Here is a 22460-nt window from a genome sequence, read left to right on the forward strand (position 1 = left end):
ATTGCCGCGCTTGAATGTTCGATCGTTTCGGCGAAGGCGCTTGCGCCGGTTCGCCCCGACAATTGCAAAGGACCCCAATGCCCGCATCGACCGTCTCCGCCAAGCGCCGCCGTGCCGATATGCGCGCCGCCGGAGTGTCCTCGCCCTGGGTGATGTTTCTCAAGGGCTTCTTCAAGCATCCGGTGATGGTCGGCGCGGTCGCCTCGTCGTCGCAGCGGCTGGTGCGGCACATGCTCGCGCCGGTCGACTGGGAGAATTGCAAGCTGTTCGTCGAATACGGCCCCGGCGTCGGCACCTTCACGCGCCCGATCCTCGAGCGCCTCGCGCCCGACGCCAAGCTGATCGTGATCGACACCAATCCCGACTTCATCCGCTATCTGAAGCACGTGATCGACGATCCGCGCTTCGTCGCGGTCAATGATTCGGCCGCCGACATCAAGCGGATCATCGCCGATCACGGGTTCGAGCACGCCGACTATATCGCCTCGGGCCTGCCCTTCTCGACGCTCCCCGCGGGCGTCGGCGACGCGATCGCGCACGCGACCCACGACGTCCTCCGCAAGGACGGCGCGTTCCTCGTCTATCAATACAATCCCAAGGTGCGAAACTTCCTGACGCCCTATTGGGAGCATATCGATCACGAGATCGAATGGTGGAACCTGCCCCCGGCCCAGCTCTGGTGGGCGTGGAAGAAGTAGCGTCGACCCGGCGAAAGCTGGGATCGCGCGGCTTCCTGCGCCGCGACGCTTGATCCCCCCTCCCCATCGCCCTAGACGCTCGCCAAACCTAGAATAAGGAAGCGAGCGCATGGCGAAGATCAAGGTTGCAACGCCGGTCGTGGAGATCGACGGCGACGAGATGACGCGGATCATCTGGGAATGGATCCGCGAGCGCCTGATCCTCCCCTATCTCGACATCGACCTGAAGTACTACGACCTCTCGGTCCAGAAGCGCGACGAGACCAACGATCAGATCACGATCGATTCGGCGAACGCTATCAAGCAGTACGGCGTCGGCGTGAAGTGCGCGACGATCACTCCGGACGAGGCGCGCGTCGAGGAATTCAATCTCAAGGAAATGTGGAAGTCGCCCAACGGCACGATCCGCAACATCCTGGGCGGCACGATCTTCCGCGAGCCGATCGTGATCTCGAACGTGCCCCGCCTGATCCCGGGCTGGACCAAGCCGATCGTCGTCGGCCGCCACGCATTCGGCGACCAATATCGCGCGACCGACTTCAAGGTGCCCGGTGCCGGCAAGCTCCGCCTCGTCTGGGAAGGCGAGAATGGCGAGAAGATCGACCGCGAAGTCTACAGCTTCAAGGATGCGGGCGTCGCGCTGGCGATGTACAATCTCGACGATTCGATCCGCGATTTCGCGCGCTCGTCGCTCAACTACGGCCTCAACCTGGGCTGGCCGGTCTACCTGTCGACCAAGAACACCATCCTCAAGGCCTATGACGGCCGCTTCAAGGACCTGTTCCAGGAAGTGTACGAGACCGAGGGCTTCAAGGAGAAGTTCAAGGAGGCGAACATCGTCTACGAGCACCGCCTGATCGACGACATGGTCGCCTCGGCGCTCAAGTGGCACGGCGAGTTCGTCTGGGCCTGCAAGAACTATGACGGCGACGTCCAGTCGGACCAGGTCGCGCAGGGCTTCGGCAGCCTAGGCCTGATGACCTCGGTGCTGATGTCGCCCGACGGCAAGACGATCGAGGCCGAGGCGGCGCACGGCACCGTCACCCGCCACTATCGCCAGCACCAGCAGGGCAAGGCGACCTCGACCAACCCGATCGCATCGATCTTCGCCTGGACCGGCGGCCTCAAGTATCGCGGCAAGTTCGACAACACCCCCGAGGTGACGCGCTTCGCCGAGACGCTCGAGCAGGTCTGCATCAAGACCGTCGAGAGCGGCGCGATGACCAAGGACCTCGCCCTGCTGATCGGCCCCGATCAGGCCTGGATGACCACCGAGCAGTTCTTCGAGGCGATCCGCGTCAATCTCGAGAAGGAAATGGGCAGCTGGCAGTAAGCGCGCGCCGCTGGCCGAAAATGCGAAAGGGCGGCTTCACGGCCGCCCTTTTTCTGTCGGCCTGCTCTTGCTCGCGGGTTGCAATGTAGGATCATACATGCTGGCGTGCCGCCATGGTTAGCCCTGCTCTCACCTCCTCCTTTGATCGCCGATTCCAAGCAATAAAATTGCGAGAAGAATCTGATTTCGGTCAACTTAGTCAATTTAGCGAGCGGCGGCCGGGATGCTGAGCCTGCACAATACCGGTCTCAGCGACACCCTGGTCATTCTCGGTGCCGCGGGACTGGTGATCCCCGCCTTCGCCCGTTTCCGGATCAGCCCGGTGATCGGGTTCATTCTGGTCGGCGCGCTGGTCGGCCCGTTCGGGCTCGGTTCGCTGGTCCGCGAAAATCCATGGCTCTTCTATTTCACCATCTCGGACGCACATTCGATCGAGCCGTTCGCCGAATTCGGCATCATCCTGCTGCTGTTCTCGATCGGTCTCGAGCTTTCGTTCAAGCGCTTATGGTCGATGCGCAACCTCGTCTTCGGGGTCGGTGCCGCCGAACTGGTCGGCGCGGGATTGATCCTCGCCGCGGCGCTCTATCTCACCGGGCTCAGCACCGGCGGCGCGATCGGCCTCGGGCTCGCGCTTGCGCTTTCCTCCACCGCGCTGGTGATCCCGATCGCCGGGACGACGAGCGCGGTCGGCCGCGCGGCATTCGCGATGCTGCTGTTCGAGGATCTCGCGCTGGTGCCGATCATCTTCGGGCTGGGCGCGATGGCACCCTCGGCCGGCGACGCGGGCGCGATCGGATTGCTCCAAACGCTCGGGTTGGGGGCAGTCACCGTCGCGGTGCTCTTCGTCGGCGGCCGCGTGCTGCTGCCCCGGATGTTCGGCCAGGCGGCGCGGACCAAGAGCCCCGAACTCTTTCTCGCCGCGAGCCTGCTGGTCGTCATCGCCGCCAGTCTCGCCACTACCGCCGCGGGTTTGTCGCCGATCGTCGGCGCGCTGATCGCCGGACTGCTCATCGCCGAGACCGAATACCATGGCGAGGTCGAGGCGATCACGGCCCCGTTCAAGGGCCTCGCGCTCGGCGTCTTCCTGATTACCGTCGGGATGCGGATCGATCTCGGCTTCGTCCTCGCCAATTGGGGTGCCCTGCTCGGCGCGACCGTGGTGGTGATGGTGGTCAAGGTCGGCGTCACCACCGGGCTGCTCAAGCTCTCGGGTGCACGCACCGGCACCGCGACCGAGACCGGCGTGCTGATGGCCAGCCCTTCCGAGACGACCCTGATCGTGCTCGGCGTGGCGGGCGCCGCCGGGCTGATATCGGGCACCACCGCGGCATTCTGGACCACGGTCACCGCGATCGGGCTGACCGCGACGCCGCTGCTCGCCAAGGCCGGCCAGCTCTTCGCGCGGCTGATCGAGCAGCAGGAGAAGGACGACGCGCCCGCCGCTGTCGATGCCGCGGGGCCGGGAACGATCGTGATCGGCTTCGGTCGGGTCGGCCGCACCGTTGCCGACATGCTGCGACGGCATAATCTGCCCTATCTCGGCGTCGACGCCGATATCGACAACGTCAATGCCGCGCGCAAGGAAGGCTATACCGTGCTGTTCGGCGACGTGACCCGCGCCGAGTTGGTCGACCAGCTCAAGCTCGGCCACGCCAAGGCGCTGGTGCTGACGATGGACGATCCGGTGCTCACCGTGCGGCTGACCAAGCGCGTGCGCGGCTGGGTGCCCGACCTGCCGATCATCGCCCGCGCCCGCGACGGCATCCACGCTGCCGAGCTCTACAAGGCCGGCGCTACCGATGCGGTGCCCGAGACGCTCGAGAGCTCGCTTCAGCTGTCCGAGGCGGTGCTCGTCGATGTCGGCATCGCGGTGGGGCCAGTAATCGCCTCGATTCACGAGATGCGCGACGAGATGCGCAAGATGATCAAGGAGGCGTCGGACCTTGATCGCGAGCCACGCCTGCGCCGCGCGCGCCAAAGCGAGGCCGCCGGATAAGCTTCGGACTTGCCGCCTGTCGCGCGAGGGCGCATTCCAGCGCCCCAATGAGGAGCTGTTACGAATGATCGCTGCCCTGTTGCTCGCCGGTTTGCTCGCCGGACAAATCGCGCCGTCTGCGCCCGCGACGCCCGCCGATCCGCTTGCTCCGGCGCGCGAAGGCAAGTTGCGTTGCGTCGCGCCTAACGCTGCCAAACTTACCTGCCGCACGATCATCCGCTACAGGGTCGACAGCAACGGTAGCTTCGATGCCACCGTGACTGGCCTGGTCTCGCGCGATGCGACCGTGCTGCTGCGCTACAAGACCTTCGGTCAGGTGGAGCAGGGCGGAGTCTGCACGATGATGCGCGCGAGTGATTTTCAGAACGGGACGCTGCTGGGCAGCGGCCGCCCGCTGGCGCCCAATGCGGAGAGCGCTATGCGGCTGCAGGTGCTCGATTCGGTCCAGCCGGTCCAGGGCAAGAAGCGCTGCTTTCAGGACCGCACCGAGGATGGTGTGACGCGCAGCGTGGTGACCCTCGACGGGATCGCGCATCCCGAACTCACCCAGACGATCACCTGGGTGTCGCCTCGCGACGGCTATGCCGTCGGCCGCTGATCGCGCATCTGACACGATATAGCGCCGCGCGGCGCAATCTTTGACGGAGTTCGTCCGATGATCGAAGCGCTTTTCCTTCTGCTGACCGCGGCCGCACCGCAGGCCGGTGCCGACCCGCTCGCCCCCGCCAAGGCCGGCAAGCTGCAATGCGCCAACCCCAATGTCGAGAAGAAGACGTGTCTCGGGCTGACCAGCTACAAGCTCAATCCCGACGGCAGCTTCACCACGACCACGACGGTGATGGTCGCCCCGCAGCCAGTGGTGACGATGGAAGTGAAGTCGACCGGCACGGTCAAGGACGGCGCATTATGCGCGCCGATCCGCACGTCCGACTTCGAGGCGGCAACCATCCAGATGGACGGCAAGCCCGCGGATCCCGCGATCGCTAGCGCGATCCGCACGCAAGTGGCCGCCTCGATCGCGCCGATGGCAGGCAAGATGGGCTGCACGCGCGAGACGCCCGACGGCGCAGTGTCGAAGGCCGAGGTCACGCTCGACGGCGTCGTCCGCCCCGAGCTCAGCCAGCGCACTTTGTGGGTGAAGCCCGAGGACGGCTACAAGCTGGGGCTCTGAGCGCCGCGGTCAATCAGCGGCCGGGTTGCAATGTAGGGTTTGGCATGCTCGGCTTTCGCAGCCGGCTAAGGTGGCCGCTCTTTGATATTATGAAGCCACAACTCGCCTAGGACGCGCGGATAGTGTGACCTGGGAGGTCACGATGCGCGCCGGCACGCGCATTGAACATTGCCGGCCTTCGCCGGGGAACAGGTTCAAGCGTGCGTCACCCTGATAACGCGCGTTACGCGGAAACGAGCGCACCCGCCAGCGCGGCCTTGACTGACTCCAGCGCTTCGGCGCCCTTGTCGCCGTCGGGCCCCCCGCCCTGCGCCATGTCGGGTCGGCCACCGCCGCCCTGCCCGCCGAGCACCGCGACTGCGGCCTTGACCAGCTCGACCGCGCTCAGCCCGAGCCCGTCGCTGACGCCGACCGCGACCGATGCGCGGCCCTCATTGACCGCAACCAAGGCGACAACCCCGCCGCCGATCCGCGCCTTCGCCTCGTCGACCGCGCCGCGTAGTGCCTTAGGGTCGAGCTCTTCGAGCACCTGCCCGAAGAAATTGATCCCATTGACCTGCTCCGGGCCTGCGGGAACCGCGGCACCGCCACCGCCCAGCGCCAGCGCCTTCTTGGCCTCGGCGAGCTCACGCTCGAGCCGGCGACGCTCCTCGACCAAGGCGGCAACACGCGCGGGGACCTCGTCGGGCGAGGATTTGAGCGCAGCCGCGGCTTCCTTGAGCCGCTCGTCGCGCGCGTTTAGCCATTGCCGTGCACCCTCGCCGGTCAGCGCCTCGATACGGCGGATGCCCGAGGAAACCGCGCTCTCGGAGACGATCTTGAAAATCGCGATGTCGCCGGTCGCGTTGACATGGGTGCCGCCGCACAGCTCGACCGAGTAATTGGCATCGTCGCCCCGCCCCATCGAGAGCACGCGGACCTCGTCGCCATATTTCTCGCCGAACAGCGCCATCGCGCCCGCGGCGATCGCGTCCTCGGGCGTCATCAACCGCGTGCCGACCGCCTCGTTATGGCGGATCTGCGCGTTCACATCGGCTTCGATATCGGCGATCTCCTGCGCGCTCAGCGCCGAGGGATGCGAGAAGTCGAAGCGCAACCGGTCGGGAGCGACGAGGCTGCCCTTCTGGGTAACATGGCCGCCGAGGTGCTTGCGCAAGGCGGCATGGAGCAAGTGCGTCGCGCTGTGGTTGGCGCGGATCGCGTCGCGGCGTTCGGCATCGACCGACAGCTTGACGGTATCGCCGACCGCGACTTCGCCGCTCTCGATCTTGGCATGATGCGCGTGGAGCCGGCCGAGCGGCTTCGACGTGTCGTCGACGATCGCGCGAAGCTTGTCATTGGTGATCGTGCCGGCATCGCCCATCTGCCCGCCCGATTCGCCGTAGAACGGCGTCTGGTTGGTGAGCAAGGTGACGCTGTCGCCCTGCCCCGCGCGCTCGACGCGTGCACCGTCCTTGACGATTGCGACGATCTGACCTTCGCCCTCGGTGCCCGAATAGCCGATGAACTCGGTGCCGCCGAGTGCGTCGGCGATGTCGTACCAGACCTCGTCGCTGGCCTTGTCGCCCGAGCCCTTCCAGGCTGCGCGGGCGGCGCGCTTCTGCTCGGCCATCGCGGTGTCGAAGCCAGCGCGGTCGACCGAGATGCCCCCGGTGCGCAGCGCGTCCTCGGTCAGGTCATAAGGGAAGCCGAAGGTGTCGTAGAGCTTGAACGCGGTCTCGCCGGGCAGCGTGTCGCCTTCCGACAGCCCCTGCGTCGCTTCGTCGAGCAAACGGAGCCCGTTGGCAAGCGTCTGGCGGAAGCGCGTCTCTTCCTGCAGCAGCGTCGCCTCGATCAACGGCTGGGCGCGGACCAACTCGGGGAACGCGGCGCCCATCTCCGCGACGAGGCTCGGCACCATGCGGTGCATCAGCGGATCCTTCGCGCCGAGGAGATGCGCGTGGCGCATCGCGCGGCGCATGATCCGGCGCAGGACGTAGCCGCGGCCTTCGTTCGCCGGCAGCACGCCGTCAGCAACGAGGAAGCCCGAGGCGCGCAGGTGATCGGCGATCACCCGGTGGCTCGCCTGGTTGTCGCCGGTGGTCGATGCGCCGGTAAGCGCGCCGCTTTCGGCGATCAGCGCCTTGAAGGTGTCGGTGTCGTAATTGTCATGGACGCCCTGAAGCACCGCGGCGACGCGCTCGAGCCCCATGCCGGTGTCGATGCTCGGCCGGGGCAACTCGCCGATCTGGACGTCGTTCTCCTGCAGATACTGCATGAAGACGAGGTTCCAGATCTCGACGAAGCGGTCGCCATCCTCCTCGGGTGATCCCGGCGGGCCGCCATAGATGTGATCGCCGTGATCGTAGAAGATCTCGGAGCACGGCCCGCACGGCCCGTCCGAGCCCATCGCCCAGAAATTGTCCTTGGTCGCGATGCGGATGATCCGCTCCTCGGGGAGCCCGGCGATCTTCTTCCACAAATCGAAGGCCTGGTCGTCGGTATGGTAGACCGTCGCAGTTAGCTTCTCCGCGGGGATGCCCCATTCCTTGGTCAGCAGCGTCCACGCATGCGTGATCGCCTGTTCCTTGAAATAGTCGCCGAACGAGAAATTGCCGAGCATCTCGAAGAAGGTGTGGTGGCGCGCGGTATAGCCGACATTGTCGAGATCGTTGTGCTTGCCGCCGGCGCGGACGCACTTCTGAGAGCTGGTCGCCGTCGAGTAAGGCCGGGTCTCGAGCCCGGTGAACACATTCTTGAACGGCACCATGCCCGCGTTGACGAACATCAGGGTCGGATCGTTGTGCGGCACCAGCGGCGCGCTCGGCACGCGGGCATGCCCCTGACCTTCGAAATAGTCGAGGAAGCTGCGGCGGATATCGTTCGTGGACGTCATGTGCGCGATGTAGGCGGGCGCGGCGCGGCACTCAAGTAAAACGGAGCGTCTGGCGTTTCATCGTGGAACCAGCGCGGCGGTCAGCCGTTGCGCGCTATATTCACTCTAACGCATGTTAGAAGCCGGAAGCGGGCTCGGCGCGCGTGTTGTCTCGGTGGAGGGACCGCGATGCAGTCCAAGGCGTTGTTCGTCACGATGCGGGCGAGGCCCGGCAACGGCGACGAGGTCGCCGCCTGGCTCACGGAGTCGCTGACGCCGATCGCCAAAGAGCCGGCGACGCGCGACTGGTTCGCGCTGCGCTTCGGGCCCGATACCTTCGCGATCTTCGACACATTCGACGGTCATCGCGGACGGTTAACGCATTTGCTGGGAAAGGTCGGCCGCGGACTGGTCGTGCGCACCTTCACGATGCTCAGCGGGCTGCCCGAAATCGCAATGGCCGATGTCCTAGTGGCACGCATGCCCTCGGGAAACGCGAGGCTGACGGCGGCGACGCAGATTCAGCTGATCGGATGCGAACGGCAGTCGGGGCAGGTCGCGGCGGATTTGCAGGGAATCGTGGAGGATGCAGGCGCCGGGGACGGCGCGCGCTACGCGCTGCAGGTCCATCGCGGCGACTTCCTGGTGCTGGAATTCGGCGCCCAAGCGACCGAAGCACTGGACCTCCGCCGCTTTTCCGCCTCATGCCGCGAGATCACCCAGTCGATGCGGGGCGAAGTCCTCGCCTATAAATTCGCCGAAAGCGACGCTAGCCCATCGGCGCATCGATCGACTTCGGCGGCACGCTGAACCATTTGGGCCCTTCCCGACCCATGTGAAAACAGTCTTCGAGACGAATACCGAAGCTGCCGGGGAGGTAGATGCCCGGCTCGTTCGAGAAGCACATGCCGGGTGCCAGCCGAGTCTTCTCGCCGCGGACGAGATTGACCGGCTCGTGGCCGTCCATGCCGATGCCATGGCCGGTGCGGTGCGACAGGCCGGGAAGCTTGTAGCCCGGACCGTAGCCCAGCGACGTGTAATAGCGGCGCACGGCATCATCGACAGTGCCGGCGGGGACACCCAGGTGCGCCGCCTCGAATGCGATCTGCTGGCCGCGCGCCACCTGGTCCCAGACCTTGCGCTGCGCGGCGCTCGGCTTGCCGAAGACGAAGCTGCGCGACACGTCGGACTGATATCCGTGGACGGTGCAGCCGCAATCCATCAGCACGACCTCGCCGGGCGTGACGCGCTGCGGCTTGTGCGAGCCGTGGGGGTAAGCGGCGGCCTCGCCAAGCAGGATCAAATTGAACTCGACGTCACCGCCGAGCTTGCGTGTGGCGGCGGCCATCAGCGCGGCGATATCGGCGTTGGTCATGCCTTCGCGGATGCGCGGATAGGTCCAGCGATAGGCGGCGATCGTCACGTCGGTGGCCATCTGCATCAACGCGATCTCAGGCGCGGTCTTGATCATCCGACAGCCGCGGACGATCGGGTTGGCCGATAGGATCCTGGCGCCGGGCAATGCCTTTTGCAGCCCGTCGACGGCGAAATAGCGCATCGTCTCCTCGATACCGATCGGCCGTGCGGCGAGCTTGCGCGCCTTCAAAAAGCCGGCGACCACCGCGAGCGGATCCTCGTCCTCCTGCCAGACGCGGATCTCGGCGGGGATGCCGAGGCTCTCGCGGACCGAAGGCTCCTCGAAGAACGGCGTGACGATGCACGGCTCACCCTCGACCGGGAGGACCAGCGCAGTGAGCCGCTCGCTGCGCCACCATTGCACGCCGCTGAAATAGAGCATCGACGAGCCCGGCTCGATCAACACCGCGCCGATTCCCGCAGCCTTCATCAATTCCTGGGCGCGGGCGATGCGGGCGAGACGCTCGGCGCGGCCGATCGGGACGGCGCCCATGGTGAGGTCGCGCAGGTCCGAGACATCGGGTTCCTCGGCGCGGAGCAGGCCCGGCATCGCGAGCAACGGCGCAGCCCCCGCCATTCCGATCAGCGTGCGGCGGCTGAGGCTGGAAAGGCGTGTCATTGCGGCGACTCCGGCAAATTTGCGTGGACAGCCGCGATAGGGTCCTTGACCCGGCGGCGACAATCCCCTTCGCTGCCGCGAACTTTTTCCAGGGGATATTCGTGGGCAAGCGACTGACATGGTTCATTCTGGCCGGGCTGCTGCTGGGCGGCCTGATCGGCTGGGGGCTCAATGTCGCCTATGACGACGGCAGCGCCGCCGCGACCGAGCGGCTGGCGTCGATCAGCTATTGGTTCGACATCCCGACGCAGATGTTCCTGCATCTGATAAAGATGATCATCGCGCCCTTGGTAGTCTCGACGCTCGTGGTCGGCATCGCGCACATGGGCGGCACCGGGGCGATCGGCCGGGTCGGGATCAAGGCGTTCCTGTGGTTCGTCACCGCCAGCCTCGTCTCGCTGACGCTGGGGCTGCTGCTGGTCAACCTGCTCCAGCCCGGTGTCGGGCTCAATCTGCCGTTGCCCGATGTCGCGGCATCGAGCGGCGTGGACCGGTCGGGCTTCGATGCGGCGAAGTTCTTCATCCACATCGTGCCGACCTCGGCGATCGACGCGATGGCGACCAACGACATCCTCCAGCTCGTGATCTTCTCGCTGTTCTTTGGCGTCGGCATGGCCGCAGTCGGCGACAAGGCCGCGCCGCTGCTGCGCGGGCTCGAGGCGCTGGTATCGGTGATGCTGACCGTCACCGGCTATGTCATGCTGTTCGCGCCGGTGGCGGTATTCTGCGCGGTCGCGCGGACCCTGGCGACGCGCGGGCTCAGCGTGGTCGGCGATCTCGCTTACTTCATGGGCAGCTTCTATATCGGGCTGTTCGTTCTGTGGGCGGTGCTGATCGGCGCGTGCTTCCTCGTCGTCGGGCGGCGCACCGGCACCTTGCTGCGCTATCTGCGCGACCCGATCCTGCTCGGCTTCTCGACCGCCTCGTCGGAAGCTGCCTATCCGCGCACGCTGGAAGCGCTCGACAAGTTCGGAGTGCCGCCGCGGATCGCCAGCTTCGTGCTGCCGCTCGGCTATTCGTTCAACCTCGACGGCTCGATGATGTACATGACCTTCGCGTCGATCTTCATCGCGCAGGCCTATGGCATGCATCTCGATTGGGGGACGATGATCGTCATGCTGCTGATGCTGATGATCACCAGCAAGGGCATCGCCGGGGTGCCGCGCGCCAGCCTGGTGGTGATCACCGGCACGCTCAGCCATTTCCAGATCCCCGAGGCGGGCATACTGCTGATCCTCGCGGTCGATCATTTCCTCGACATGGGCCGCACCGCGACCAACGTGATCGGCAACGCGGTCGCGGCGACGGTGGTGGCGCGCTGGGAGGGCCAACTCGACCCGCCGCAGGACCCCGACGAGAAGATCGTCCTGCCTAGCGCACCGCTGCCGGGCGACGAGGCGCGGTTCCAGGATTACGGCAAGCACTGAGCCGGGCTTAAATTGACTAAGTTGACCGAAGTGCGATTCATCTCGCAACTTTCTTTCGCGAACGTCGCGCTTCTTGCGCGGGCGTCTACAGAGTCAAAGAGCGGCCGGTGAACCGGCATCGCCAAGCAAGCAGGCGCAATCCTATATTGCAAGCCGTACGTGTGTAGGACCTCGCGCAGCGAGAGTTGCTCCCGCCCTGTATCGTCTTGTTCCCCGGCGAAGGCCGGGGTCCAGGGTCGGCGGACCCGCATGGGCACCCATCGTCAACCGCCCGCAACTGGACCCCGGCCTTTCACCGGGGAACAGATTACGCATAGGCATAGGGCCCGCCTGCCTTCAGCGCGGCTTGGTAGGCCGGCCTTGCGTGGATCTTCTCCAGCCAGGCGGCGATGTTGGGGCGGCCTTCGGTCGCGGCGGCGCGGCTGACCGCGGCTTCGAGCGGGAAGCTCATCATCACGTCGGCGGCGGTGAAGTCCTTGCCGGCGAACCAGGGGCGCGCGGCGAGTTCGGCCTCCACATAATCGAGATGGACATCGACCATCGGCTGGAACTTCTTCTGCGCGACCTTGCCGAGCAGCGGCACGCGGCTGAGCACGAGCTTGGTGAACAGAGGCGGCATCAGCGAACCCTCGGCATAATGGAGGAAGTGGCGATAGCGCAGGGCATCGTCGCGATGCGCCGGCGCCCCGAGCCGGCCGTCGCCCTTCTCGATCAGATATTCGACGATCGCGCCGGTTTCGGCGACGACCAGGCCGTCATCCTCGATCACCGGCGACTTGCCGAGCGGATGGATGCGCCGCAGCTCGGGCGGGGCGAGCATCGTCGCCTTGTCGCGCTGGTAGCGCTTGACCGTGTAGGGAAGCGCAAGTTCCTCGAGCAGCCAGAGAACGCGCTGCGACCGCGAATTCTCGAGGTGGTGGACAGTGACCATGTAGGATTTCCCCGGCTAAACTTCGCATTTTTCACGCGAATCGTGAACGAACGTTGCGCGTACAAGCAACAAAGCGAAAGACCCGGCGCAGGGCAATGCGCCGGGTCTTCCGATGGGAGAGTCTCCCGTGACTGCGCTCGACACGAGGCCATGCCGGCGCGGCCTAAAGTCATACCGAGGTCACACTATCGCGCATGCCCTCAGATATCGTCGTCGGGCTCGGGGCCGGCCATCAGCCCCTCGGCGACCTGATCGGTACGGCCGCGGATCGCGGTCTCGAGCCGAGTGCAGAGCTCGGGATTTTCCTTGAGGAAGGTCTTCGAATTCTCGCGGCCCTGGCCGATGCGGATGCTGTCATAGCTGAACCACGCGCCCGACTTCTCGACGAGGCCGGCCTTGACCCCGAGATCGAGGATCTCGCCGATCTTGGAGATGCCCTGGCCGTACATGATGTCGAACTCGACCTGCTTGAACGGCGGGGCGACCTTGTTCTTGACGACCTTGACGCGGGTGGCGTTGCCGATGATCTCGTCGCGGTCCTTGATCTGGCCGGTGCGACGGATGTCGAGACGGACCGAGGCGTAGAATTTCAGCGCGTTGCCGCCGGTGGTGGTCTCCGGATTGCCGTACATCACGCCGATCTTCATGCGCAGCTGGTTGATGAAGATCACCATGCAGCGCGAGCGGCTGATCGAGCCGGTGAGCTTGCGGAGCGACTGGGACATCAGACGGGCCTGGAGGCCGACATGGCTGTCGCCCATCTCGCCTTCGATTTCCGCGCGCGGCACCAGCGCCGCGACCGAATCGACCACCAACACGTCGATCGCGTTCGAGCGGACGAGCGTGTCGACGATCTCGAGCGCCTGCTCGCCCGTATCGGGCTGCGAGACGATCAGTTCATCGATATTGACCCCGAGCTTCTTGGCATAGACCGGGTCGAGCGCATGCTCGGCGTCGACGAACGCGGCGGTGCCCCCGTTCTTCTGCGCCTCGGCGATGACGTGGAGCGCCAGCGTGGTCTTGCCCGAGCTTTCGGGGCCATAGACTTCGATGACGCGGCCGCGCGGCAAGCCGCCGACGCCGAGAGCGATGTCGAGCCCCAGCGAGCCGGTGGAGATCGCCTCGACCTGCATCGTCTCCTTCGAGCCGAGGCGCATCGCGCTGCCCTTGCCGAAGGCGCGATCGATCTGCGCCAGTGCGGCGTCGAGCGCCTTCTGCTTGTCCGTGGATGCTGCCATGTTGCCGTCGATCACCTTTAGCGAAGCTGCCATTTTCTATCTCCGTCGCTAGAGCGTTTAGCCGCCGCATTCAACCTGTGGGAACAGGATGTACAGCATTTGTTCCGATGGAACAAGAGGAGAACTTTGATTTTGATCGATGGGGTTACGGGGTGAGGGTTTACGACGATCGTTAGGGTGATCCCCTCACCCAGCTCCGACTAAGGCCGGCTGAAGAAGCCGACCTAAGTCTGCGCAACCCTCTCCCGACGGGAGAGGGAACGTTGGCCAAATGTCGAGCTGCAGTACTAAACGAGCCGCGTCTGGACGCTCCACCAGCCGGCGCGGACCTTGGCGGCACCGCCAGCGCACGCTTCATCGCTATCGAACAGCGCGAAGCAGGTCGCGCCGGAGCCCGACATGCGCGCCAGCGTGACCCCGTCCTGCGCCGCGAGCGCCTCGAGGACTTCGCCGATCACCGGGGCGATCGCACGTGCCGGGGCTTCGAGGTCGTTGCGGCCGGCCAGTGGATCGGGGCCGAGCGGGCCGTGGTCGACGCCGTCCCAGCGGCGGAAGACCTCGGCGGTGGACACCGCGACGCCGGGATTGACCAGCAGCACCGGCGTGCCGGGCACCCCCGCCACCGGTTCGAGCTGCTCGCCCCTGCCCTTGCCGATCGCCGTCGTGCCGAGCAGGCACGCGGGAACGTCCGAGCCGAGGCCGTCGGCGATCGCGAAGAGCCGCGGGTGGTCGAGCGCCACGTCGTGCAGCCGCGCGAGCGCGCGCAGCGTCGCCGCCGCGTCGGCCGATCCGCCGCCGATCCCCGAGGCGACCGGAAGGTGCTTCTCCAGTTCGATCGCGTGCGCGCCGCCGCCAAAGACCCCGGCGAAGCGCGCGGCGGCGCGCGTGACGAGATTGTCGCCTTCCCCCGCTAGCGCCGCGGCGAAGGGGCCGGTGACGCGGAAGCTGGGCGCCTCGGCGGGCGCCACGCGCAACACATCGCCGTGCTCGACGAACGCGAACAGCGTTTCGAGCTCGTGATAGCCGTCGGGGCGGCGGGCGCGGACGTGGAGCGCCAGATTGAGCTTGGCGCGCGCGATCTCGGTCAGCATCAATTGGGCCGCGGCTTCAGTCCGTGCGCGAGCTTGGCCTCGAGCCGCGGCGTCGCGTCGTTCTCCGCGGTGAGGGTCGCGGCGCGCCAGGCGTAGCGCGCTTCGTAATGGCGGCCGAGGCGCCAATAGGCGTCGCCGAGATGCTCGTTGGCGCGCGCCGCCGCGGGATCGCCCTTCACCGCCTGTTCGAGCAAAGGCAGCGCCCGCGTCACCTCGCCGCGCTGGAACAGTGCCCAGGCGAGCGAATCGGCGATCTCGGCATCATCGGGCTGGAGCGTCCGTGCGCGTTCGAGCAGCGCCTGCGCCTCGGCGATGTTCTCGCCGCGGGCTATCTGGGCGCCGCCGAGATATTTGAGCGCGGCGGCCTGGTCGGGACCGAGCGTTACGGCTCGGCGGAGTGCGGGAAGCGCCTCGCTCCAGCGACCGGCGCGGTCGAGCGCGCGCCCCAATGAATAATGGAGCATCCAATTGGTGTCGCCGCCGGGCCGGGCGATCCCCTCGGCAAAAGCGGCGGCGGCGCGATCGAAGTCGCCCTGGTCGACGAGCAGGTCGCCCCAGGTCTGGCTGTCGGCGCCGGTCGCTTCGGAATCGACCGTCAGCCGCTCGGCGAGTTGCAGTGCCTCGGGCATGCGCCCTGCCCGCCGCAGCGCCGCGACCCGCCCGGCGCTCGCGCCGCGCGCGAACGGGCTGTCGCCGCGGACCTCGGCGAGCACGCCGAGCGCGAGATCGTGCGATCCGCTCTGCGACAAGGCTTCCGCGAGGAAGAGCCGGGCGCGGTCGTCGCGCGGATCGAGCAGCAACGCGGCGCGCGTGAGCAGCACCGACAGCGGCTGCATGTCCTCATCGGCGATCTCGACCGCGAGTTCGAGGAACATTCGCGCGGCGCCGAACGCCGCGCCGGGCTTGCCCTTCTTGCCGAACTGCTCCTGGAGCCGGGCGAAGTCGGGACGGTCGCCGGCGAGGAGGCGCCTGGCCTGGTCGCGCGCACCGGTGCGGCCGAGCAGCAAGGCGGCATCGATCCGCATGTCGTCGCCGGTCTCGCCGGCGAGGGCCGCGGCGAGCGCGGCCATCGCCTCGTTGGTGCGCTTCGACGCGATCAGCAGCAGGATGCGGTGGCGGCTGGTATAGCGGCGGGCGAGCGCGTCGCCGGGGGCGGCGTCGAGCATCGCCACGGCATCCTCGCCGCGATCGAACGCCAGCCAGGCCGCGAGCGCGGGCGCGAGGAAGTCGAACGGCCCCTTGGCGAGCGCGTCGGCGGCGCGCCCTGCCCCCGCGCGGTCGCCGCTCTTGAGGGCAATGGCAAAGGCGAGCAATGCGGTGTCGGGCGGGGCGGCGCCGGCCTTGACCAGTACCGCGCCGGCGCGGCTGGCGAGGACATAGTCGCCGATAGCGAGCGCCTGGCGATAGGCGCGGAGCGCGATGACCGCGTCGTCCGGCGCGGCGGCGAGCGCCTCGGCATAACCGGTCGCGAACTGCGCCGCGTCCGCCGCATCGGCGGCGCGGGCACGGACGTACGCAGAGGGATCGCTCGCGGGCTGGGCGTGCGCCACCCCGGCGAGGAGCAGCGCGAGAAGGCTACATGTTCGGATAATTGGGCCCGCCGCCGCCTTCGGGGACCACCCAGTTGATGTTCTGGGTGGGGTCCTTGATGTCGCAGGTCTTGCAGTGGACGCAATTCTGCGCGTTGATCTGGAAACGCAGATCATCGCCTTCTCCAACGACCTCGTACACACCCGCCGGACAGTAACGCTGGGCCGGCTCGGCGTATACGGGAAGATTGTAGTTCAAGGGGATATCGGGGTCCTTGAGCGTCAGGTGGACCGGCTGGTCCTCCTCGTGATTGGTGTTCGACAGGAACACCGAGGAGAGCCGGTCGAAGGTCAGCACGCCGTCGGGCTTGGGATATTCGATCTTGCGCGCCTCGCTGGCGTGCCAGAGGCTCTCGTGATCGGGATGGTGCTTCATCGTGAACGGCCAGCGCAGCCCGGCCAGCTCCATCCACATCGCGACGCCGGAGAAGACCGTGCCCCAGGTGTCGCCGAACTTCTTGACCAAGGGCACGACGTTGCGGACGCCGCGAAGCTCCTTCTCGACCCAGCTCGACTGGTAGGCTTCGGGATAGGCGGTCAGTTCGTCGCTGCTGCGGCCCCCATGGACCGCCGCGAAGGCGGCCTCGGCGGCCATCATGCCCGACTTCATCGCCGTATGCGTGCCCTTGATGCGCGGCACGTTGAGGAAGCCCGCGGTGTCGCCGATCAGCGCCGCGCCGGGCATCACCAATTTGGGCACCGACTGCCAGCCGCCGTCGCTGATCGCGCGGGCGCCGTAGGAGACGCGCTTGGCGCCCTGGAGGATCTCGGCGATCGCCGGGTGGGTCTTCCAGCGCTGCATCTCGTGGAACGGCGAGAGATAGGGGTTCTTGTAGTTGAGCCAGACGACGAAGCCGAGCGCCACCTGTCCGTCGGCCTGGTGGTAGAGGAAGCCGCCGCCATTGGCCTCGCCCTCCTTGAGCGGCCAGCCCTGGGTGTGGATCACCTTGCCGGGAACGTGCTTGGCCGGGTCGATATCCCAGAGTTCCTTGATCCCGATCCCATAGACTTGCGGGTCGGCATTCTCACAAAGTGCGAACTGGCGCTGAAGCTGCTTGGAGAGGTGGCCGCGCACGCCTTCGCCGAAGAGCGTGTATTTGGCGTGGAGCTCGAGCCCGGGCGCGTAATCTGGCTTGTGGCTGCCGTCGCGGGCGACGCCCATGTCGCCGGTGGCGACGCCCTTCACGCTGCCGTCGTCATTGTAGAGGATCTCGGCGGCGGCGAAGCCGGGGAAGATCTCGACGCCGAGCTCCTCGGCCTTGCCGGCGAGCCAGCGACAGAGATTGCCGAGCGACCCGGTATAGGTGCCCTTGTTGTGGAGATAGGGCGGCGTCATGAATTCGGGGAAGCTCGACTTGCCCTTTTCGCTCAGAATCCAGTGGTGGTTCTCGGTCACCGGGGTGCGCGCGAGCGGGCAGTCCTGGTCGCGCCAATCGGGCAGCAGCTCGTCGAGCCCGCGCGGATCGACCACCGCGCCCGACAATATGTGGGCACCGACCTCGGAGCCCTTTTCGAGGATGCACACCGAAAGCTCCTGGCCGCCCTCGGCCGCCAATTGCTTCAGCCGGATCGCGGCGGACAGACCGGAGGGGCCTGCGCCGACGATCACGACGTCATAGGGCATCGACTCTCGTTCACTCATCCTCGTAATCCCTTGCGAGTCGTCTAAGGGGACGTAGCGTCGCGCCTGTCGTCGCGGTTCCGCAACGTCCTGTCTGCTTGCGATTGGAGGCAGATTGACCGCCGCGTCAACAAGGATTCAAAGATAGGGTATGGGAGGGGAACCGGTTCAGGACTGGCAGAAGCTGGCGGCGAGCGCGCTCGAATGGTGGCGCGACGCGGGCGTCGACATGCTCGTCGAGGACGAAGCGCGCGACTGGCTGGCACGGATCGCGCCGCCCGCCCCGGTGGCCGTGGCCGAGGCTGCCGTAGCGGCGCCGGTGGTCGAGGCGCTGCCCGACACGCTCGAGGCATTCGTCGCCTGGCGGCTCGGCGAGACCGCGCCCGAGGCCGAGTGGCACAGTCCGCGGCTCGGCCCGACCGGTCCCGCGGATGCCGAATGGGTGTTCGTCACCGACGTTCCCGAAAGCGAGGATTCGGATACGCTGCTGTCGGGGCCGGCGGGACGGCTGTTCGATCGGATGCTTGCCGCGATCGGGCTGAGCCGCGAATCGGTCTATCTGCTGCCGCTCGCTTGGGCGCGGCCGGTGACCGGGCGGATCGCTCCCGACGACGAGGCGCGCCTCCACGAACTGGCGCGACACCATCTTACTCTGATCCAGCCCAAGCGCTTGTTTTTACTAGGACAATCGGCGAGCCGTGCACTGAGTGAGACGAGCGGCAGCGGCCCCGACAATCGTATACATGACATTAACCATTTCGCGGCAAAGACGCGGGCTGTGGCGAGCTACCACCCCCGCTTCCTCCTGGAGCGGCCGGCCTGCAAGAGCGAGGCGTGGAAGCATCTGCTGCTGTTGAGCCGAGGGACCGCCGAGTGATCAAGCGTACCATCTTCGCCGCGGCCTTGCTCGCGCTTCCCGTGGCGGCACATGCCGACGACCTGACCGCCGAGCCGCGCCCGGCCGCGCCTGCGGTGCGCGACGGCGACGGCGTTCCCGATCAGCTCGATGCCGAGCAGCGCAGCGGCTACCGCAAGGTCTTCGCCGCGATCCGCGCCGAGCAATGGGCCGACGCGCAGCTTCAGCTCGATTCGATGAAGCCGGGCCCGCTCCATGCGCTCGCCCGCGCCGAGATCTACACCGCCAAGAATTCGCCCAAGGTCGACGTGCCCGCGATCATGGCGCTGCTCACCGAAGCCCCCGATTTGCCGCAAGCCGAGCAGCTCGTCCGCATGGCCAAGGCGCGCGGCGCGCTCGACACGCCCTCGCTCCCCGCCGCCCAGCGGCTGATCTGGTTCGACGGCGCGCCGGTCCGCCAGCGCGCGCGCTCGATCAAGAGCGACACCGCGGCGACATCGGTGGCGATCGAGATCAATCCCTTCGTCAAGGCCGATGACGGCGTCCAGGCCGAGGCGGTGGTCGAGAAATTCGCGCCCGACCTCACCCCCGAGGCGCTGACCGAATGGCAGCAGAAGGTCGCCTGGATCTATTATGTCGCCGGCGACGACGCCAATGCCCGGCGGGTCGCCGAGAAGGCGCAGCTCGGCGTCGGGCCCTGGGTCGGCCAGGCCGATTGGGTCGCCGGATTGTCGATGTGGCGGCAGGGCGATTGCAACGCTTCGGCCGATGCCTTCGAGCGCGTCGCGACCCGCGCGACCGACACCGAACTTCGCTCGGCCGGCTTCTATTGGGCGTCGCGCGCCGACATGGCGTGCGGGCGTCCCGAGAAGGTCAGCCTGCGATTGAAGGCGGCTGCACAGTTCGGCGAGACCTATTACGGGCTGCTCGCGCGCGCCGCGCTCGGCATCCAGGACAAGCCGGTCAAGGGCGAGCGCTTCGTCGCCGAGGATTGGCGCGTGCTCGAACGCCGCCCCAATGTCCGCGTCGCCGCCGCGCTGTCGGAGATCGGCGAAGACGGGCTCGCCAACGAAGTGTTGCGCCACCAGGCCAAGTTCTGCACCCCGGGCGACCACGCCGCGCTGACCCGGCTCGCCGGCCGGCTCAATCTTGCGGCCACCCAGCTGTGGCTGTCGCACAACGGCCCCGCCGGCGCGCGCCCGCTGGTCGAGGCGCGCTATCCTTCGCCCAACTGGACCCCGGCGGGCGGCTGGCGCGTCGACAAGGCGCTGGTGTTCGCGCACACGCTCCAGGAATCGCGCTTCAACGCCGAGGTCCGCAGCGCCGCGGGGGCGATGGGGCTGATGCAGGTCAAGACTGGCGCCGCGATCGACGTCGGCCGCCGCCAGGGCGTGACCTATGCCGCGAGCGACCTCACCAAGCCCTCGGTCAACATGGAAATCGGCCAGTCCTATCTCGAGCAGCTGCGCGACCAGCCCTCGACCGGCGGACTGCTGCCCAAAGTGATCGCCGCCTACAATGCCGGCCCGAGCCCGGTGGCCCTGTGGAACACGATGAGTCGCGACAATGGCGACCCGCTGCTCTACATCGAGAGCATCCCCTATTGGGAGACGCGCGGCTATGTGATGACCGTGCTGCGCAACTACTGGATGTACGAGAATCAGGAAGGCCGCGCCTCGGCGAGCCGTGCGGCGCTGACGCAGGGGCTGTGGCCCAAATTCCCCGGCCTGCCGGGCGCCAAGGCGATCAAGGTCAGCGCTCGAATCACGCCGCGCTTGCCGACCAGCACGCTGGTCGCCGGTGGCAATTGACGAAACCATCGCGTTCCGGCCGGTCCGGATCGCGGTGCTCACGGTTTCCGACACGCGGACACTGGCAGACGATCGCTCGGGCGATCGGCTGGTCGAGAGGCTGACCGCCGCCGGGCACGAACTCGCCGAGCGGGGAATCGTGCGCGACGATGTCGAGGGAATCGTCAGCCGGCTGCATGCCTGGATCGACGACCCGGAAATCGATGTGATCCTGACCACCGGCGGCACCGGGGTGACCGGGCGCGACATCACGCCCGAGGCGCTGGCCCGCGTCTGGGACAAGGAGATACCCGGCTTCGGCGAGCTGTTCCGCTGGCTGAGCTACGCGACGATCGGCACCTCGACGATCCAGTCCCGCGCGACGGCGGGAGTGGCGCGCGGGACCTATATCTTCTCGCTACCGGGGTCGACCGGCGCGGTCACCGATGCGTGGGACGGCATCCTCGCGAGCCAGCTCGATATCCGCCACAAGCCGTGCAATTTCGTCGAGCTGATGCCGCGGCTGATGGAGCAGTAGCGCGGGCGAGATCCATGCTGCCCGTCTAAGCGGCTCTCCAAGTCTGACCCATTTTAACCGTCACCCCCGCGAAAGCGGGAGCCATCTCCCGCGCGTGCCGCAAATCGCGCCCGATATATTGTTGGATGGCATCGGAGATGGGTCCCCGCTTTTCGCGGGGATGACGAGGTTTGGGCCCGGGCGAGGCCCCGGGCCAAAGGATCGACCGGAGAGATACCCTCCCCTGCCCCGAGGCGTTGTCGAAGGCGACCTAGGGGGCACCACTGAACGCAGTGATTCCTCCCCCTCCTTCAGGCTGCGCCTGCCACCTCCCCCTTGCGGGGGAGGATAGGAATGTCAGCTCTTCGGCTTCGCCTTCATGCTCGGCACTTCTTCCTTGAAGAAGTCCGCCAGCTCGCTCAGCTGCGAGTTCCACCAGTCGATCACGTCGGCGAAGTTGGTGGCGTTGAGCCCGCCGATCGTCGCGACGTCATAGGCGACCGCCATCTGTCCGTCAGAGCGGACGTACGCTTGGAGAAAGCGCTTCTTCGAATTCCATTTGTTGACGAATTCGGGAGTGTTCTCCGGCGCTTTCTCGAACAGCGCCTCGAAACGCAGCGAATCGCAGTTCTTGTTGGCCTTGCAGCCGTAGAAATAGACGTCGAAATGATAAGAGGATTCGTCGCTCTCGATCAGCGGATCGCCCTCTCCGTCCTTGCTGAGCTTGGGCGCGAGCTGGGCCTTCTCCATCGCCGCGACTACCGTCTGCGGATTGCTCGCGCAGATCAGCCCGGCGCCGCAAGGCTTGGCATCCTCGGCGAAGGCGGGCGCAGACAGGCACAGTGCGGCAAGGCCCGCGGCGAACGAAAGCAGACGCATCGATTTCCCCCTTTAGAAGGCACTGCCATAGCATCTGCGCGACTGCGCGCAATTGCAGCTATTCCGGCTCGTTGACGAACACGCCGAGCTGATTGCCGGCGGGATCGCGGAAGTGAAAGCGCCGGCCGCCGGGAAAGGCAAAGATCGGCACGGTGACCTCCCCGCCCGCCGCGACGACCTTGTCGAGCGCGGCCTCGAGATCCTGTACCTCGACGATCGGCAGCGCCTGCTCGATCGCCTGATCCTGGCTGCCGTTGATCCCGACATCGACGTCGCCGCCGGTGGTCGCGGCATAGTCCGGGCCGAAATCGGTGAAGCCCCAGCCAAAGGCGTTGGCGTAGAAGTCGCGCGTTTCGGCGACCTGCTTCGCCGGCAATTCGACATAGCTGATCCGTGGCATATCAATCTCCCTCGTTCTTGCTATGTTCTAATCG

General features: G+C 66.7%; 19 protein-coding genes. 10 read left to right on the forward strand and 9 right to left on the reverse strand.

Features of this window, described 5'->3' with window-relative positions; genetic code table 11:
* The first annotated feature begins 77 nt into the window (after positions 1–77).
* The 5 genes from AC3WJI_RS13810 (at position 78) to AC3WJI_RS13830 (ending at position 5198) form a co-directional block, all read left to right on the forward strand.
* Positions 78–698: a class I SAM-dependent methyltransferase gene (locus AC3WJI_RS13810; protein WP_492757852.1), complete on the forward strand. Its 621-nt coding sequence runs from the start codon at positions 78–80 to the stop codon at positions 696–698.
* Between the two features lie 109 nt (positions 699–807).
* A complete protein-coding gene (locus tag AC3WJI_RS13815; protein WP_492757853.1) occupies positions 808–2031 on the forward strand; it encodes an NADP-dependent isocitrate dehydrogenase in 1224 nt (407 codons plus the stop codon).
* Positions 2032–2254: 223 nt separating this feature from the next.
* Complete coding sequence (locus tag AC3WJI_RS13820; protein ID WP_492757854.1) at positions 2255–4027, forward strand: cation:proton antiporter domain-containing protein; 1773 nt, start codon at positions 2255–2257, stop codon at positions 4025–4027.
* Positions 4028–4091: 64 nt separating this feature from the next.
* A complete protein-coding gene (locus AC3WJI_RS13825) occupies positions 4092–4625 on the forward strand; it encodes a hypothetical protein (RefSeq protein ID WP_492757855.1) in 534 nt (177 codons plus the stop codon).
* Between the two features lie 57 nt (positions 4626–4682).
* Positions 4683–5198, forward strand: a complete 516-nt coding sequence (locus tag AC3WJI_RS13830; protein WP_492757856.1) for a hypothetical protein — start codon at positions 4683–4685, stop codon at positions 5196–5198.
* Between the two features lie 223 nt (positions 5199–5421).
* Here the strand turns inward: AC3WJI_RS13830 and alaS are convergent, their stop codons facing one another.
* Positions 5422–8073 carry an alanine--tRNA ligase gene (alaS, locus tag AC3WJI_RS13835; protein WP_492757857.1) on the reverse strand — a complete coding sequence of 884 codons (2652 nt, stop codon included), beginning with the start codon at positions 8071–8073 and terminating at the stop codon, positions 5422–5424.
* Between the two features lie 168 nt (positions 8074–8241).
* On the opposite strand from alaS, the gene AC3WJI_RS13840 reads away from it, so the two are divergent.
* Positions 8242–8862: a putative quinol monooxygenase gene (locus AC3WJI_RS13840; RefSeq protein ID WP_492757858.1), complete on the forward strand. Its 621-nt coding sequence runs from the start codon at positions 8242–8244 to the stop codon at positions 8860–8862.
* Here AC3WJI_RS13840 and AC3WJI_RS13845 read toward each other — a convergent pair.
* Positions 8822–10087 carry a M24 family metallopeptidase gene (locus tag AC3WJI_RS13845; protein ID WP_492757859.1) on the reverse strand — a complete coding sequence of 422 codons (1266 nt, stop codon included), beginning with the start codon at positions 10085–10087 and terminating at the stop codon, positions 8822–8824. The genes AC3WJI_RS13840 and AC3WJI_RS13845 overlap by 41 nt on opposite strands.
* 101 nt (positions 10088–10188) lie before the next feature.
* On the opposite strand from AC3WJI_RS13845, the gene AC3WJI_RS13850 reads away from it, so the two are divergent.
* Positions 10189–11514, forward strand: a complete 1326-nt coding sequence (locus AC3WJI_RS13850; RefSeq protein ID WP_492757860.1) for a dicarboxylate/amino acid:cation symporter — start codon at positions 10189–10191, stop codon at positions 11512–11514.
* Positions 11515–11821: 307 nt separating this feature from the next.
* On the opposite strand, the gene AC3WJI_RS13855 is transcribed toward AC3WJI_RS13850, so the two are convergent.
* The 5 genes from AC3WJI_RS13855 to AC3WJI_RS13875 form a co-directional block, all read right to left on the reverse strand.
* Complete coding sequence (locus tag AC3WJI_RS13855) at positions 11822–12445, reverse strand: glutathione S-transferase family protein (RefSeq protein ID WP_492757861.1); 624 nt, start codon at positions 12443–12445, stop codon at positions 11822–11824.
* A 200-nt stretch (positions 12446–12645) separates the two neighbouring features.
* Entirely contained in the window at positions 12646–13716 is a 1071-nt protein-coding gene (gene recA / locus AC3WJI_RS13860) for a recombinase RecA (protein ID WP_492757862.1), read from the reverse strand.
* A 254-nt stretch (positions 13717–13970) separates the two neighbouring features.
* Positions 13971–14774, reverse strand: a complete 804-nt coding sequence (locus AC3WJI_RS13865) for a 4-(cytidine 5'-diphospho)-2-C-methyl-D-erythritol kinase (RefSeq protein WP_492757863.1) — start codon at positions 14772–14774, stop codon at positions 13971–13973.
* A complete protein-coding gene (locus tag AC3WJI_RS13870; RefSeq protein WP_492757864.1) occupies positions 14774–16324 on the reverse strand; it encodes a tetratricopeptide repeat protein in 1551 nt (516 codons plus the stop codon). Before AC3WJI_RS13870 ends, AC3WJI_RS13865 begins: the two co-directional genes overlap by 1 nt.
* 25 nt (positions 16325–16349) lie before the next feature.
* A complete protein-coding gene (locus AC3WJI_RS13875) occupies positions 16350–18005 on the reverse strand; it encodes an electron transfer flavoprotein-ubiquinone oxidoreductase (protein WP_492757865.1) in 1656 nt (551 codons plus the stop codon).
* Between the two features lie 130 nt (positions 18006–18135).
* Between AC3WJI_RS13875 and AC3WJI_RS13880 the strand changes: the two genes are divergently transcribed.
* From AC3WJI_RS13880 to moaB, 3 genes are read left to right on the forward strand one after another with little or no spacing between them, the layout of a single operon-like run.
* Positions 18136–18861, forward strand: a complete 726-nt coding sequence (locus AC3WJI_RS13880) for a uracil-DNA glycosylase family protein (RefSeq protein WP_492757866.1) — start codon at positions 18136–18138, stop codon at positions 18859–18861.
* A complete protein-coding gene (locus AC3WJI_RS13885; protein WP_492757867.1) occupies positions 18858–20651 on the forward strand; it encodes a lytic transglycosylase domain-containing protein in 1794 nt (597 codons plus the stop codon). The genes AC3WJI_RS13880 and AC3WJI_RS13885 overlap by 4 nt, the downstream gene beginning before the upstream one ends.
* Positions 20641–21168 (forward strand): molybdenum cofactor biosynthesis protein B, encoded by a 528-nt coding sequence (gene moaB, locus AC3WJI_RS13890; protein ID WP_492757868.1) that lies wholly within the window; start codon positions 20641–20643, stop codon positions 21166–21168. The genes AC3WJI_RS13885 and moaB overlap by 11 nt, the downstream gene beginning before the upstream one ends.
* Before the next feature lie 336 nt (positions 21169–21504).
* On the opposite strand, the gene AC3WJI_RS13895 is transcribed toward moaB, so the two are convergent.
* Together AC3WJI_RS13895 and AC3WJI_RS13900 are read right to left on the reverse strand one after the other, a co-directional pair.
* Complete coding sequence (locus AC3WJI_RS13895) at positions 21505–22026, reverse strand: YbjN domain-containing protein (protein WP_492757869.1); 522 nt, start codon at positions 22024–22026, stop codon at positions 21505–21507.
* A 58-nt stretch (positions 22027–22084) separates the two neighbouring features.
* A complete protein-coding gene (locus tag AC3WJI_RS13900; protein ID WP_492757870.1) occupies positions 22085–22426 on the reverse strand; it encodes a VOC family protein in 342 nt (113 codons plus the stop codon).
* Positions 22427–22460: the final 34 nt, after the last annotated feature.

It is taken from the genome of Sphingomonas sp. FW306-1B-B10E, assembly GCF_058782005.1.